We start from the raw sequence: 14,685 nt of genomic DNA on the forward strand, positions 1-14,685 counted from the left end.
AGTACATCTGGCCCAGGGCGGCCACAGAGTGAATGACGCCCTGCTAATCCCGGTGACGGAGCATGAAGTAGGAAGTCCGAATTCCACCGACGTTCGACGCAATCTGTGCCCGCAAGCGACCCGCGGAGTCACAAAAGTTGCGGCCCTGGCGGGGTGCCGCACACCAGGGTTAACACGCTGCGCGGCAACAGCCCTCGCCAAGCCACGTGCGGTATACCGTTCGGTTTTGTGGAGCCAGGTCAGCCTGGCTGGGTCAAAGCGCTACTGACCATCTGCTCAAGCTGCGCTGCGCTGGCGAGATCATGCGGGCGCACCACCTGGTTGTCGGCAACGTAAAAAAATGCTGCGCGCACGTCCTCCAGCGGCACCTGCTTGAGGCGCGCCCACGCCAACCGGTACACCGCCAGCTGGACAGCGCGGGTGCGTAGATTGGCACCCGATGGCCGGCGCCCAGTCTTCCAATCCACCAGGTCCCAGCGCCCGTCGGCATCCTGGAAGACTGCGTCGATCCGGCCACGGACCACCACGTCCCCCACCTTGGTCTCCACCGGCACCTCAATAAACGCCGGGGATCGCTGCGCCCAGGGCGAATCCTTGAACGTGGCGACCATCGATTCGAGGTCATAGGCGGCGTCGATGTGCTCGTCTGAGCCCGGCGCTTCACCCAAGTCGAGCATTCCCGGTGTGCCAAAGTACTCCTCCACCCAGGCATGGAACGCGGTGCCCTTCCGCGCAGACATTCCCGGTTCGCGGGGAACCGGGCGGCGAAGTCGGCTCAGCACGGCTGTGGGATCATCACTCAGGTCCACCATGGTTGAGGCGGAAATGTGACTGGGCAGATGAACGTCCTGGCCGCGGGACCTTCTGGCCCGGCGTTCCAACAGCAGCGCAGCCTCGCGGGCCCAGTTCTTTCCCGCGCGGGCCGGGCTGGCTTTGCTGGCTGCACCGGCAGTGCTGGCTGCACCCGCCTGATCCCGGCTGCCATCTTCGGCCGGGGTCAGCCGTTCCCCCGCGGTCACAGCCGGCATGAGGGCAAGAACACGTGCCGCAGCCGCCTGCATCGTCTCCCGCCGGCCTGGCGAGAGCCGGAGACGCTCCCCTGTGCGCGGGTCCACTGGACCCTCGAGCGGATCGTAGGGCCAGCTGGCCACCTCCAGGTCCTGGGTCAACGGACTGGTCACAGGCAAGGCGTCCTCGGCGATCGACTTAGCGTGCACCACCGCTTGCGGTGTGCCTGAGGTGTCCACAGTTCTCACCAGTGGCTCAAGCTCGGCCAGGAACGGCGACATGGCTGCCTGACCCGCCCGCGGGCCCACCCAGGCTGCGCTGGATACCCACAAAACGTGTTTCGCCCGGGTGTAGGCCACGTACGCAAGCCGACGCTCTTCAAGCTCGCCATGCGCCTGGACCGCGCTCTTGAATTCCTTTTCGGCGTCCAGCCAGCCCTTCTGATCTGGTTGGTCGAGGTCCCATTGTGGAAGATCGGCACGATCACCGCGCAACGGCCAGGGCAAAGCCGCCGAGCCACTGCTCCAGCGGGAATCGCGGTCGCTGGGGAAAGCTCCGGCGTTCAAGCCGGGCACGAAAACCACGTCCCATTCGAGGCCTTTGGAGGCATGCACTGTCAGCAACTGGACCGCTTCGCGGTTGACGTCGCTGGCGGGTGCCTCCAACCCGTTCTCCTCCGCAGAGGCTGCCTCCAGCCACGCCAGGAACGCCATGATGTCCACCCGATGGGCCGTCCGCAGGAACCCGGCTGCTGCGTCCTGGAAGGCGTCCAGGTTTCGGCGCGCCTGGTGGATGGTGATGCCGGGGCGCGCAGCCACCTCGATATCCAGCAGCATGGCCCGCTCCACCTCCCCCAAAAGGGTGGTCAGGTCATCGCCAAGGTAGCCGCGCAGATGGCGCAATTCAGTCGCCAGGCGTCCCAATCGCTGCCGGGCTGCCGGGCTGAGGGATCGACCATTCGCTGACGTCCAGTCGTCCCTGGGTAGCCAGTCCAAGGCCTCAACCAGGCTCGCGCCGTCGGTAAGGTCGCTTTCCCGGATGGCGTCGGCGGCGGCCGTAGCCTCATTACCGGCCTGAGTCCCTGCCGGATCCGGTGCACCTTGTGCAGCATCGGGCGCCTCAGCGGCCCGCCCTCGCCGGGCCGCCAGTTGAGCCGACCAGTCACGCAAAGCCATCAGGTCAGCAGGCCCCAGCCGCCACCGAGCGCCGGCCAGCAGACGCATCAAAGAATCCGACCGGCCGGGATCGGCAAGGACTCGAAGCGTGGCCACGAGGTCCACTATCTCGGGAGTGTCCAACAAGCCACCCAGGCCCACAATTTCGTAAGGGATGCCACGCGCCTCGAATTGGCGACGGACCGCCTCCATCTGCGCACGACGCCGGCACAGGACTGCCAGCGCGGGCGACACCGGGGTGCCGTCCTGGGCCAGCTCGAAATCAGTAACGCGGTAGGTGCTGACATCCTCGGCGATGGCCACGGCTTCGTCGGCATCGCTGCCAAATCGGCCCATGACCACCTTGCCCTGCACGGCGGCGGGGCTGGGCTGCAACGGGGGCACGTCCGGCATCGCCTTGTTAGGGCTGCGCTGGTCGCCGGCTTCGACTGTCAGGCCTGCGCTGCCGGCAGGACCACTCATAGCCGCGGAGCGGAGCAAGGATCCGGACATGACGTTGGCGGCGGCGAGAATCGACTTGCCATTCCGCCATGCGGTGGTGAGGTAGGACGTGGGCGCCGGCGCCCAGCTATCCTGCCCGTCCAGCGTGCGCTGACGCACGGGGAATTCCCTGACAAAGTGGAAAAGCTGCCCGGCTGAGGCGCCACGGAATCCGTAAATGGACTGGTTCGGATCGCCCACGGCCGTCACCGCATGGCCGCCGCCAAACAGCCGCGAAAACAACACCAGTTGGGCGTACGACGTGTCTTGGAACTCGTCCAGGAGCACCACCTTGTACCGCTGCCGCTCCATATTGGCAGCCAAGGGGACATCCTGCGCCACTTTTGCCGCGAGCGCCACGAGGTCACCGAAATCAAGGGCACCGCGGGCGCGTTTGGCGTCAGCGTAGCGGCTCACCATGTCCGCTACGCTGGCCCGGGTCCGCAGCATACCAGCCAGGCCTTCGGCAGCCTGGGTGGAGTTCTTTTTCTTCCCGGCCTGGTACGGAAGCGCTGCAAAGTCGGCAACCCGTTCCATGAGCCAGGCCTGAACATCCGCCGGCTCCTGCAGGTGCTCGGCGCATTCACCGGCCAGTTGGATGACGGCCTTGACCAGGGTGGATTTAGCGGAGCTGAAATGCTCATAGTCGCCGTCGTAGGCCTCGACGACCTGGCTGGCCAGTTGCCAGGTCTGGGCTCCCCCCAGCAGCACCACGTCCCGTTCCACGCCGAGCCGGAGCCCGTAGTCCGAAACGATGCCGCTGGCGAACGAGTGGTACGTGGACACTTTGGGTTCCAACGCGTCGGCGCTGAGCAGGCCCGCTGGAAAGATCTGGTGATCCCTGTCCAGGCTGGCCACCCGTTGCAGGGCCACCAGTTTGGCGCGGATCCGCGAGGCCAGCTCACCCGCAGCCTTCCGGGTGAAGGTCACCCCCAGCACTTCCTCTGGCCGGACCAGACCGTTGGCTACCAGCCAGACCACCCGGTCCGCCATGGTGGCGGTCTTGCCCGACCCCGCGCCGGCGATGACCAGCCGCGGCGTCAACGGCGAGGAGATGATGGCTGCCTGCTCCGCTGTGGGCAGGTTCTTCTCCCCCAGCAGACCAGCCAACTCCTGCGGGCTGAATAGAATCTCAGCGGCGGATACCACGTGGCTCATTCGGTCACCTGCCGGCCCCGGCTGCACAGCGGGCAGATCTCGGGCAGCCGGCAGCCGTGTCCGCCGTGGCTGCTCCTCGACGGATCGTGGCGGGCTTCGAACTCGTTTCCACCCATCAGCGCCGCCGCCTCCTTGACCATGTCCAGGGCCCAGTTCTCGCCCGGTTCCACGGGCTCCTGTTGCTGCACTGCCGGGGACTTGGCGGTGGTGCCCAGCTGGACAAGGACGGCACCGCCGGGTTGGTGCGGGCCGACGTCGTCCGCTTTTCCTGTAGATCCGGCAGCAAAGCCACCCGCCAGTACGGCTGCCTGGTAGGCGCCCAGCTGCGGATGTCGCGCCAGGTCGTCCTTGCTGGGTTGGCGCTTGCCCGTTTTCAGGTCGACCACGACCAACCGGCCGTGGCTGTCTATTTCGAGCCGGTCCACTTGGCCGCGCAGAATTGCCTCGCGGGGCTGGTCCGGCGCCACCTCGACGGTGGGGAGCGGCACGGCAAAGTCCTGTTCCACACCGACGAGGCTGCGCCCGTCAGCACGCATGACCAGAACGTACTGGGCAAGTTTTCGGACCATGGCTTCAGCCCGTTGGAAGTCGAGTTTGCCCTCCCAGTTATCCTGCATGCCCAAGGTTGGCCAGCGCTTGACCAGTTCGGCAACGTACTCGGATCCGGAGGCGTCCGGCAGTTCCTGCGCGATCGCGTGGACCAGGGTGCCGAGGCTGCGGGCGAAATCCGTTGCCGCTTCGCCCCCCGCGGCCTGCACAAACCAGTCCAACCGGGACTTCTGCACCGTTTCCACTTTGGACGGCGAGACATAGACAGTCCCGCCGGGCGGCACCACCGGCGCCACCGACGTAGACGCCGCAAGCCCCCACCATGAATCCGGGTGGGCGCCGGGCACCGTGGGCTGGGCTGCGGCCAGGTGGGCCAGGACCCGGGCGGCTTCACCGGCTGACGCGTTGGGTGCGGCGTCCCCCCGGTTATTGTCCTGGGCGTACTGGCGGAGTTCCGCAACCAGTGCGCGCAGGCTCATGGGCCGTTCCACCTGCGTGAACGGCCGGCCGCCCTGGTCTGTCCCCAGCGGTGCCACATAGTCAAGGAACGACGACGGCTGCTCGTCTTCGGAGGAAACCGCCGTGCAGATGAGGATCTCGCGGGCTCGGGAGACTGCCGAGGAAAAGCTGCGGAGCTCGTCGTAGCGGATGTCCCGGAGCCGACTGAGGGAGTCTCTGGCCAGCGCGTAGGCGGCGCCGTGCTCTACGGCGTCGGTGTAGAGCGTGCTGCCGAGCAGCTCACCCCGGAGCCTGGTGTTGGGCCAGACGCCTTCCTGGAGGCCAGCGATCATGACCACCGGCCACTCCCGGCCCGCGGCACTGGCTGGTGTCATGATCTCCACGGCATCGTCCACCTGGGCTCGGGCTGCCAGGGTGTCCATGGGCAGTTCCTGGTTGAGCAGGTACTCGAGGAACTGCTCCGGACCGGCACCGGGGACTTGGTCTACGTACCGCTCAGCGGTGTGGAACAGCGCCATCATGGCATCGAGGTCCCGATCCGCGCGAACGCCGGGCTGGCCACCGGCAAGGGCTGTCTCTGTCCAGTAGGCCGCAAGCCCCGTCGAGTTCCACAACGCCCAGAGGACCGTTTCCGCGTTGGCGCCCGGCTGGCTGGCTGCCTGCCTGCCCGCCTGGAGCATGCGGGCGGTCCGGCGGGCTGCGCGGCCTTCGATCCCCAAGGTCACCAGCGCGCCGGGAGTCAGCAGCGCTTCAACCAGCAAGGCGTCGCTGCTGCGGCCCCCGCCACCGAGGAGTTCTTCGCGTCGCAGCGACTGCCGAAGGCGGCGGAGCTCGATCGAGTTGGCGCCACCCACGCGTGAGGTCAGGAGTGCGACGGCGGATTCGGGTGTCAGCAGGTCCGGGTCCAGGGCGATGGCAAAGGCATCAAGAAGCGGCCGGACAGCTACCTCATCCCGGACCGCCGATTCGGCCACTGAAACGCGCACCGGAATGCCTTGGCCGGACAGGTACCGCTGGATTTCGCTCACCTGGCCGCCGTTGCGGACGATCACCCCGATGTCCGCGAGGTCGCGCCCACGGTTGATGTGCTGGTCAAGGATGCGCTGAGCGAGGTATCGCAGCTCATGCACCGGGGAGGGAACCAGGTGCGCTTCAACGATCCCCGCTGCGGCTCGCTGCGGCGTTGGTCCCGAAGGATCTTCCGGGTCCAGCGGTGCCAGCTGGCGGGACAACTGGCCACCAGCCCGGACCGAGATGCGCCCAGCCACGTCCAGCCATGCCGCTGCCAACGCTGATGTCTGCCGATGGGCATGGCCAAGGGGCAGCTCCACCACCTGCCCAGTGGGCGAGAGGAGTCGGGGAAGTTCCGCCACCAGGTCGGGGCGGGCGCCACGGAATCCTTGGACCACGGTGTCAGGGGACGAAGTGATGAAGCAGTCCTTGCCCGCTGCGATGTCAGCCAACAGCTCGAAGACTGCCGGGTTGGCTTCCTGGACGTCATCGACCAAGATCAATTGAAGGCGCTCCCGTTCCGCAGCCAGGAACTCAGGCGCGTCCTGAAAGACCTGACGCGCTGCGGTGATGATCCCAGCAGGGTCGAAGGCCTCTGGCATCCTGAGGTCCAAGACATCGCGGTACTCGGCGTAAAGCTGGGCCGCCGCAACCCAGTCAGGCCTGCCGCACTCTTGCGCCAGATCTGACAAATCTTGGGCCGTCCGTCCCGACTCGATGATCCGGTCAAACAGCTGGCGTACTTCCTGGCGGAAACCCCGGGTCTGGAGTGCGGCAGCCAGGTCTTCCGGCCATTCCAGCTCCAGCCCGGGCAGGGCATGCCCTTCAAGGAGTTCCTTGATGATGAGGTCCTGCTCCGGACCTGAGAGCAATCTGGGCGGCCGGCTCAGCGGCAGGATGCCTGCCACCTTGGCGCGGCGGATGACGTCAAAAGCGTAGGACGCCCACGTTCGAGCGGGAGTGGTGCTGAGGCTCCGATCCAGGCGGGCGGTGAATCGATCGCGCAAGGCGTCGGCTGCCAGCCTGCTTGGCGCCAGGATGAGCATCCGTTCCGGATCGACTCCATCGCGTTGCACCCGGCGGATGGCCGCCTCCACCAACACGGTGGTCTTCCCGGATCCGGGTGCTCCCGGGACCAGGACGGGACCGGATCCTTGCTGAACGTCCACGGCGGCAAGCTGGTCAGCTGACAGCGTGGGGATGGTGGCATGCACCCTCCTGGGGGCGAGCAGCCGCAGTCCGGCCAGACCGGGCGCTGGCCACGGGTCAGAATCGCTCCGAGTCGCGTCGAGGGGTCCAGTCAGGGGGATGGTTATGCTCACACAGACATTCCATCATCAGCCACTGACAATCGATGCAACTGACGCTCCAGCAGCTCGGCTACCACGTCGATCTGATCAAATTCCGGATCGGTGGGCGCCCAACGGGCGGCAGTCAGGTCCACCCGCCAGCGTCCATCTCCGGTGAGCAGGTAGGCCTGGTGCGACCCCAACAATGGGGTGTCCTCCTGCAGATAGTGGCGCAGCGCGTCCGCTTCATGGCCCTCAGGTGCCTGCCCGTTGGACTTGAGGATCCGCCACCAGGGGACGGTGCTGCCGTAGTGGCTGAGCACCGATCCCACCTGTCGTGGTCCGCCGGCACCCAATAGTTCAGCTACGTCGCCGTAGGACACCGCAGAGCCGGCTGGCACCAGCTGCGCGACCGTCAAGACAGCCTCCACGTACTCCATCCGCATGGATCCAATGTAGCGGCAGTGGCGCTCCCGGGATTTGTCGGTGCTCCCCGTTAGCGTTGAATCATGAGCACCTGGAACACCCTCCCCCGCGCCGCCTTTGACCTCGAAACCACTGGCCGGAATTCCCGCGCGGCCAGGATCGTCACCGCATCGGTGACAGTGGTGGACCACCATGGCAGCGTGATTGCCGAACATGAGTGGCTTGCCGACCCCGGCGTCGAGATTCCCACGGAGGCGAGCGATATTCATGGAGTCACCACGGAGCGGGCGCAGCGCGAGGGCCGTCCCGCGGCGGAGGTCACCAAGGAATTGGCATCCGTCCTGCAGGAGCTGTTCGACGCCGGCACGCCGGTCATTGCCTTCAACGCCAGTTACGACTTCACGGTTCTGGCCGCCGAATCTGCCCGCTACGGCATTCCGCAGCTGACCCGATTCCCGGTGCTTGACCCGTACATCATGAACAAGCAGGTGGACAGGTACCGCAAGGGCAAACGCACGTTGACCGCGCTGTGTGAAGAATATGGCGTGGTTCTGGACGACGCGCACACCTCGGCAGCGGATGCGCTGGCCACCTTGCGCGTTCTGGACGCCATGGCGGGAAAGTTCCCCAAACTCTCCATGCCCGCCAGCAAACTCCATCAACTCCAGAAGGACTGGGCCGAAAGCCAGGCCGCCGACTTCCAGGGCTACCTGCGCAAAACCAAACCCGCTGCAGTCATCGAGGGCGACTGGCCAGTCCTCCCCCCGCAGGACGCTACCGTCGGCGGATTCTGACCACTTTCCAGAGGATGACACCCTCGGCGGGCCTAGTGCGAGGCACGTCACAGTCACACTGCTTAACCGAACGCAGCATCTCCCGCCGCCGATACTTCGGAGGATCTAGCAAGCGCCCACCACGTTAGAGTACTTCGACTGCGGATTGGCAAACTTAATTCGAGATAAATCGGGTTTTGTTTCGCTTTCTTCATGTTCCTGGCCGATTTGGTAAGGATGCAACAATTAAGTTTTTGGATGACCCCTGCCCGCTAGCGCTTGATCAGCGACGGTCAGGTGCCAGGCACCACCGCAAGCAGCTTGGCAGCACGGTTGACTTCTGACTCAATGAAAGTGAGACCTGATGAGCTTCAAAGCCATGAAGTGGCTTACCGCCGCTCCTGTTGCCCTGGCCCTGGCAGTATCCCTCGCCGCCTGCGGCACCGGATCCGCCACGCCCAGCGGCTCCCCCACGGATGCCCTCGCCGGCAGCGACCAGCAGACGCTGGACAAGTACACCACCGCAGACGTCACTCCGATCGACAAGATCGACAAGACCAAGCTGGGCCTCATCACCGATGGCACCCTCCGCGTGGGAACGCTCTCCGACGCCCCGCCCAACATCTTCATTGACCCTTCGGGCAATTTCACTGGCTATGACAATGAGCTTCTTCGCGCCATGGGCGAGAAGCTTGGCCTCAAGGTTGAGTTTGCCTCAACAAAGTTCCAGGCCCTGCTCAGCCAGGTCAAGAACCAGCAGTTTGATGTTGGCTCCTCCTCGATTTCCACGACCGACGCACGCCGCGAAACTGTCGCCTTCACCAATGGTTACGATTTCGGCTACATGGCATTGGTGACTAAAGAAGACGCCAAGGCCCAGACGTTCGCCGATCTTAAGAGCGGACTCCGCATTGGCGTCGTCAGCGGCAGCGTGCAGGAAGACTACGTCAAGAACACCCTGAACCTTGATCCGGTAGCGTTTCCTGACTACAACACCGTCTTTGCCAGCTTGAAGAGTGGCCAGGTTGATGCTTGGGTAGCACCGTCCCAGCAGGCCACGGGTCAGGTCAAGGAAGGCGACGGCACCAAAATCGCCGAGAAGAAGCTCAACACGCAGAACTTCACTGCCTACGCGGTGTCCAAGGACAACCCGGCCCTTCTTGAAGCGCTGAACTCTGCCTTGGACGCTATCATCGCCGATGGCACGTGGAGCAAGCAGACGTCCCAGTGGTACACCGACCGCAAGACGGCTGCCGAGCAGACTCCTGAGGGTTGGAAGCCAGGCAGCAAGGCCGTCAAGGTCGGCGCAAACTAGCATTCCGCAGCCCAGGAAAGATAGCGACCCTTTATGGATTACCTGACACGTCTCGGCGAGACGTTCCTCGACTGGGAACAGATCGCCGCAGTCCTGCCCAGCATGTTTACGGTGGGCCTGCCAAATACGCTGCTGCTGGCCCTTGCCTCGGGAGTGATCGGTGCCTTCTTCGGACTGGTGCTGGCCCTCATGGGCATCTCACGCAACCCCATAGCACGGTGGGCGGCGCGGGCTTACACGGACGTTTTCCGTGGCCTGCCTGCCGTTCTCACCATCTTGGTGATCGGGTTGGGCTTTGGCCCCATCTACCGCGAAATCACGGGGAGTAACAGCCCCTACCCCATGGGTATCGCGGCCTTGTCCCTCATGGCGGCAGCCTACGCTGGAGAGATTTTCCGGTCTGGTATCCAAAGCGTGGACAAGGGACAGTTGGAGGCTTCGAGGGCACTGGGCTTCGGCTACGGCCCCTCGATGCGCTTGGTGGTGGTGCCGCAGGGTATCCGCAGGGTGCTTCCTGCGCTCATGAACCAGTTCATTGCACTGATCAAGGATTCGTCGCTTGTCTTCACCCTGGGCCTGCTGGCCACCGAACGCGAACTGTTTCAGATCGGCCAGGACGCTGCAGCCCGCAGCGGGAACTTGTCCCCCTATGTAGCAGCAGCCATCTTTTACCTGGCCATGACCATTCCGCTCACCCACCTGGTGAACTTCATCGATAATCGGCTCCGTACCGGCAAGCCGGAGAAGCGTGAACCGGACGAATTGGCAGCATCGATCGGCAAGGGGGCCCAGGCATGAGCGAGTTCACGTCCGGCACACTGACCGGCAGGAACCTGCACCTTTCCTTCGGCAGCAACCATGTCCTCCGCGGCATCGACCTGCACGTCGAAAAGGGCACCACCGCTTCGGTGATCGGCCCTTCAGGCTCCGGCAAGTCCACCCTGCTCCGGGTGATGAACCGGCTGATCGAACCGGACCAGGGCGACATCCTGCTGGACGGCCGGTCCGTCCTGAAGGACAATCCGGACGAGCTCCGACGTCGAATTGGCATGGTGTTCCAGCAGTTCAACCTGTTCCCGCACAAGACGGTGGTGCAGAATGTTTCGCTGGCGCTCCAGAAACTCCGCAAGGTCTCCAAGGATCAGGCCCGCGAGGAGGCACTGGCGCAACTGGAGCTGGTGGGACTGAAGCACAAAGCCGACGTTCGCCCGGCAAACCTCTCGGGTGGCCAGCAGCAACGGGTGGCAATTGCCCGCGCGTTGGCCATGAAGCCAGAAGTGATGTTCTTCGATGAGGCAACATCAGCCCTCGACCCGGAACTCGTCAAGGGCGTTTTGGCGCTCATGACAGACCTCGCCAAGGGCGGGATGACCATGGTTGTGGTCACGCACGAAATGGGCTTCTCCCGCAACGTCTCTGACACCGTGACGTTCATGGACGCCGGTGTGGTGGTGGAGTCGGGTCCGCCCGAACAGATCTTCACCAGTCCGGCAACGGACCGGCTCAAGGGCTTTCTCTCGGACGTTCTGTAACTCCTCGAGCCCACAAAAAATCCCCGGTCACCGAAAAGGCGGCCGGGGATTTTTGGCGTTAATGCCTCCCGCGGGGTGCGGGCTATTCCTGCGCTGCCGCGGCTGCCCTGGCCGCCGCCGGGAGTGCGCTGTAGACCCTGTCCATCGCGGCGTCGTCGTGCGCGGCTGAAAGGAACCAGGCCTCGAAAACGGACGGCGGCAGGTAGACCCCGGAGTCCAGCATGGAGTGGAAGAACGGCGCGTACCGGAAGGTTTCCTGGCCCTGGGCGTCCGCGTAGTTGTGGACGCCGTTGGCGCTGGTTCCGAAAGCCACCGAGAAGAGGTTTCCGGCGAACTGGATGGAGTGGTCAACGCCTGCGGCGTCGAGGGCACCGGAAAGCGCTGACGACAGTTCCAGGGATCGAACATCGATGTAGGAGTACACATCCCGGGTGGCGTGCGTCAGCGTGGCCACGCCGGCAGCCATGGCTACCGGGTTCCCGGACAGCGTCCCTGCCTGGTAGACAGGGCCCAGCGGGGCGAGGTATTCCATCACGTCCGCCCGGCCGCCCAGCGCAGCCGTGGGCATGCCGCCGCCAATGACCTTGCCGAAGGTGAGCAGGTCAGGGGTCCACGGCTCGTCGGCATCGAGGGCGCCGCCAGTCAGGCCCCAGTAGCCCGAATAGCCGGTCCGGAAGCCGGTGAGGACCTCGTCCACGATCAGCAGCGCACCATATTGCTGCGTGATCCGGGACAGGCCAAGGTTGAAGCCCTTGGCCGGGGTGACTACACCCATGTTGGCGGGCGCAGCTTCTGTAATCACAGCTGCGATGTTCTCGCCGTGCTGGGCGAAGGCTGCTTCAACGGCCGCAAGATCGTTGTACGGCAGCACCAGTGTCTCGGCAGCGGTGGCCGCAGTGACGCCGGCAGACCCGGGCAGCGCCAGCGTGGCCAGCCCCGATCCGGCGGCAGCCAGCAAGCCATCGAGGTGTCCGTGGTAGCAGCCCGCAAACTTGATGATCAGGTTCCGGCCGGTGAACCCGCGCGCCAGCCGGACAGCTGTCATGGTCGCTTCGGTCCCTGTGGAGACCATCCGGATCCGCTCGGCGGCCGGCACCCGTTCCTGCACGATCGAGGCCAGGTTCGCCTCATCAGGGGTGGACGCGCCGAAGGACAGCCCGCGGTCGACGGCGGTGTGCACGGCGTCCAGCACGGCCGGATGGGCGTGGCCCAACAGGGCTGGGCCCCAGGAGCACACCAGGTCGACGTATTCCTTGCCGTCCGCGTCCGTCAGGTATGGTCCCTTTGCGGAAACGACGAAGCGGGGTGTGCCGCCCACTGACCCAAAAGCCCGGACCGGCGAGTTGACCCCACCGGGCATGAGCTGGCGGGCGCGGTCAAAAAGTTCCTCGTTACGGAGGTTGCTGGCAGTCATTGTCATATTCTCTCAGGTCAAAAAGGTCAGTTGGCCAGCAGTTCCGCCACACGTGGCGCCACCGCCGTACCAAAGAGGTCAATACACCGCATCATGGCAGCGTGCGGCAGGGGCCCGAAACTGTATTTGAGGTCGAACCGGTCCACCCCGAGAGTGTCCTTAAGCTGCTCGATCTTCCGGGCAACCGTCTCCGGCGAGCCCACATAGAGGGCACCATCCGGAGCGCACTGCGCGTCAAACTCGGAGCGGCTGGCCGGCCCCCAGCCGCGTTCGGCGCCCAGCCTGTTCCGGAGGGTCAGCCAGTGCGGGTAGAACTCCTCCTTGGCGGCCCGGTCCGTCTCGGCAACATATCCAGGCGAATGGATCGCTACCTGCTGCGGTGGATGACCGTGCTTGTGCAGGGCCTCGCGGTAGAGATCCACCAGCGGTGCGAAGGCAGCCGGCTGGCCACCAATGATGGCAAAAATGATCGGGTAGCCGTATTCAGCGCAGCGCAGGACTGACTCTGGCGTACCACCTACTCCGATCCACGCGGGCAGCAGGTGGTGTTCCACGGGCGGGTAGACGCTCAGCCCGTGCAGCGCTGCCCGGGTCCTTCCTTCCCAGTGCACGGGTCTTTGCGCCCGGACCTTGTCAAAGAGTTCGAGCTTTTCCTCGAAGAGAACGTCGTAGTCCTCAATATCGAGGCCAAAGAGGGGGAAGGACTCGATGAATGAGCCGCGCCCCAGCATGACTTCCGCCCGGCCGCTGGAGAGCGCGTCCAAGGTGGCAAACCGCTGGAAAACCCGGATGGGATCGTCCGAGCTCAATACCGTCACCGCGGACCCGAGCCGGATCCGCTGGGTACGCGCCGCGGCGGCCGCCAGAAATACTTCTGGTGCCGAGACGGCGAAGTCCTTTCGGTGATGCTCCCCCACCCCAAACGCGTGAAGGCCGACGGCGTCTGCCAGTTCCGCCTGTTCCAGCAGTTGGCGGAGGGCCTGGGCATGGTGTTGTTGGCTGCCGTCCGGGTTCAGGCCAACGTCACCGAAGGTATTCAGGCCCAGGAGCAGCCGTTCCCGACCGACGGGAGCCGTAGGGTCGGGCCAAGGCGGGCTGCCAGCCGTACCGGCAGCATCCTGGCCCGCGGTGGTCACCGGACGTCCTTGAGCCAACCGGCAAGCTCTGCAGCCCAGTAGGTCAGGACCATGTCCGCACCTGCGCGCCGGATCCCCAAGACAGACTCCATAATGGCCGCCTTCCTGTCGATCCACCCGTTGGCGGCGGCTGCCTCGATCATGGCGTACTCGCCGGAGATTTGATAGGCGGCGACGGGCACCGGACTCATGGCTGCAACGTCGGCGAGGATATCCAGGTAGCTCATGGCAGGTTTGACCATGACCACGTCCGCGCCTTCAGCCAGGTCCAGTTCCACTTCACGCAGCGCCTCCGTGCGGTTTCCGGCGTCCATCTGGTACGTGCGCCGGTCCCCCTTCAGCTGGGAGTCAACAGCTTCGCGGAACGGGCCGTAGAAAGCGGACGCATACTTGGCCGAGTACGCCACCACGGAAGTGTTGGTGTGCCCGGCCGCGTCCAGGGCGGTACGGATGGCGGCGATCTGGCCGTCCATCATGCCGGACGGGCCCAGCATGTGCGCCCCCGCGTCTGCCTGCGCCACAGCCATCTTGGCGTAGATCTCAACGGTGCGGTCGTTGTCCACATAGCCTTCGGCGTCGAGCACCCCGCAGTGTCCGTGATCGGTGAACTCGTCGAGGCAGACATCAGACATGATGACCAGATCATCACCGACTTCAGCGCGGACGTCCCGGATCGCTTTGTTCAGGACCCCATCCGGGTCCAGGGAGGCGGAGCCGACGGCGTCACGGACTTCGGGGATCCCGAACAGCATGATCCCGCCAAGGCCCAGTTCCACAGCCTCCGCGGCAGCGCGGCGCAGGGAATCGGTGGTGTGCTGCAGGACGCCCGGCATGGACACGATGGGATTCGGTTCGGTGAGCCCTTCACGGATGAACGCCGGCAAGATCAGATCAGCGGCACCGATCCGGGTTTCAGCAGTGAGGCGCCGCATGGCGGGGGTGGTGCGGAGGCGACGGGGG

General features: G+C 65.0%; 10 protein-coding genes. 4 read left to right on the forward strand and 6 right to left on the reverse strand.

Annotated elements, in window-relative coordinates; all coding sequences use genetic code 11:
- Nucleotides 1–239: 239 nt before the first annotated feature.
- The 3 genes from PSET11_RS07815 to PSET11_RS07825 are packed head-to-tail and all read right to left on the reverse strand — an operon-like array spanning nucleotide 240 to nucleotide 7,575.
- Complete coding sequence (locus PSET11_RS07815; RefSeq protein WP_124091548.1) at nucleotides 240–3,821, reverse strand: ATP-dependent helicase; 3,582 nt, start codon at nucleotides 3,819–3,821, stop codon at nucleotides 240–242.
- Complete coding sequence (locus PSET11_RS07820; RefSeq protein WP_124091557.1) at nucleotides 3,818–7,144, reverse strand: ATP-dependent helicase; 3,327 nt, start codon at nucleotides 7,142–7,144, stop codon at nucleotides 3,818–3,820. The genes PSET11_RS07815 and PSET11_RS07820 overlap by 4 nt, the downstream gene beginning before the upstream one ends.
- A 14-nt stretch (nucleotides 7,145–7,158) precedes the next feature.
- Complete coding sequence (locus tag PSET11_RS07825) at nucleotides 7,159–7,575, reverse strand: MGMT family protein (protein ID WP_124091549.1); 417 nt, start codon at nucleotides 7,573–7,575, stop codon at nucleotides 7,159–7,161.
- 63 nt (nucleotides 7,576–7,638) lie between these two features.
- Here PSET11_RS07825 and PSET11_RS07830 point away from each other — a divergent pair, with 63 nt between their 5' ends.
- The 4 genes from PSET11_RS07830 (at nucleotide 7,639) to PSET11_RS07845 (ending at nucleotide 11,175) form a co-directional block, all read left to right on the forward strand.
- On the forward strand, nucleotides 7,639–8,349 hold the full coding sequence (locus tag PSET11_RS07830; protein ID WP_124091550.1) for a 3'-5' exonuclease: 711 nt from the start codon (nucleotides 7,639–7,641) through the stop codon (nucleotides 8,347–8,349).
- A 343-nt stretch (nucleotides 8,350–8,692) separates the two neighbouring features.
- Complete coding sequence (locus tag PSET11_RS07835; protein ID WP_124091551.1) at nucleotides 8,693–9,643, forward strand: ABC transporter substrate-binding protein; 951 nt, start codon at nucleotides 8,693–8,695, stop codon at nucleotides 9,641–9,643.
- Between the two features lie 33 nt (nucleotides 9,644–9,676).
- On the forward strand, nucleotides 9,677–10,441 hold the full coding sequence (locus PSET11_RS07840) for an amino acid ABC transporter permease (protein WP_124091552.1): 765 nt from the start codon (nucleotides 9,677–9,679) through the stop codon (nucleotides 10,439–10,441).
- The gene (locus PSET11_RS07845; RefSeq protein ID WP_124091553.1) at nucleotides 10,438–11,175 is read left to right on the forward strand and encodes an amino acid ABC transporter ATP-binding protein; all 738 of its coding nucleotides are present in this window, start codon (nucleotides 10,438–10,440) and stop codon (nucleotides 11,173–11,175) included. Before PSET11_RS07840 ends, PSET11_RS07845 begins: the two co-directional genes overlap by 4 nt.
- 82 nt (nucleotides 11,176–11,257) lie before the next feature.
- Here the strand turns inward: PSET11_RS07845 and hemL are convergent, their stop codons facing one another.
- From hemL to hemB, 3 genes are all read right to left on the reverse strand, one after another.
- Complete coding sequence (gene hemL, locus PSET11_RS07850; protein ID WP_124091554.1) at nucleotides 11,258–12,589, reverse strand: glutamate-1-semialdehyde 2,1-aminomutase; 1,332 nt, start codon at nucleotides 12,587–12,589, stop codon at nucleotides 11,258–11,260.
- Nucleotides 12,590–12,615: 26 nt separating this feature from the next.
- Nucleotides 12,616–13,725 carry an LLM class flavin-dependent oxidoreductase gene (locus PSET11_RS07855; RefSeq protein WP_124091555.1) on the reverse strand — a complete coding sequence of 370 codons (1,110 nt, stop codon included), beginning with the start codon at nucleotides 13,723–13,725 and terminating at the stop codon, nucleotides 12,616–12,618.
- Nucleotides 13,722–14,685, reverse strand: a 964-nt coding sequence (gene hemB / locus PSET11_RS07860; RefSeq protein WP_203415935.1) for a porphobilinogen synthase, incomplete at its 5' end; no start/stop codon positions are given. The genes PSET11_RS07855 and hemB, both read right to left, overlap by 4 nt.

Source organism: Arthrobacter ulcerisalmonis (assembly GCF_900609065.1).
Taxonomy (GTDB): domain Bacteria; phylum Actinomycetota; class Actinomycetes; order Actinomycetales; family Micrococcaceae; genus Arthrobacter; species Arthrobacter ulcerisalmonis.

Coding starts and splice junctions, on each gene's coding strand:
- PSET11_RS07815 (WP_124091548.1), bottom strand. CDS start 3,821: ATGAGCCACGTGGTATCCGCCGCTGAGATTCTATTCAGCCCGCAGGAG.
- PSET11_RS07825 (WP_124091549.1), bottom strand. CDS start 7,575: ATGCGGATGGAGTACGTGGAGGCTGTCTTGACGGTCGCGCAGCTGGTG.
- PSET11_RS07830 (WP_124091550.1), top strand. CDS start 7,639: ATGAGCACCTGGAACACCCTCCCCCGCGCCGCCTTTGACCTCGAAACC.
- PSET11_RS07835 (WP_124091551.1), top strand. CDS start 8,693: ATGAGCTTCAAAGCCATGAAGTGGCTTACCGCCGCTCCTGTTGCCCTG.
- PSET11_RS07840 (WP_124091552.1), top strand. CDS start 9,677: ATGGATTACCTGACACGTCTCGGCGAGACGTTCCTCGACTGGGAACAG.
- PSET11_RS07845 (WP_124091553.1), top strand. CDS start 10,438: ATGAGCGAGTTCACGTCCGGCACACTGACCGGCAGGAACCTGCACCTT.
- hemL (WP_124091554.1), bottom strand. CDS start 12,589: ATGACTGCCAGCAACCTCCGTAACGAGGAACTTTTTGACCGCGCCCGC.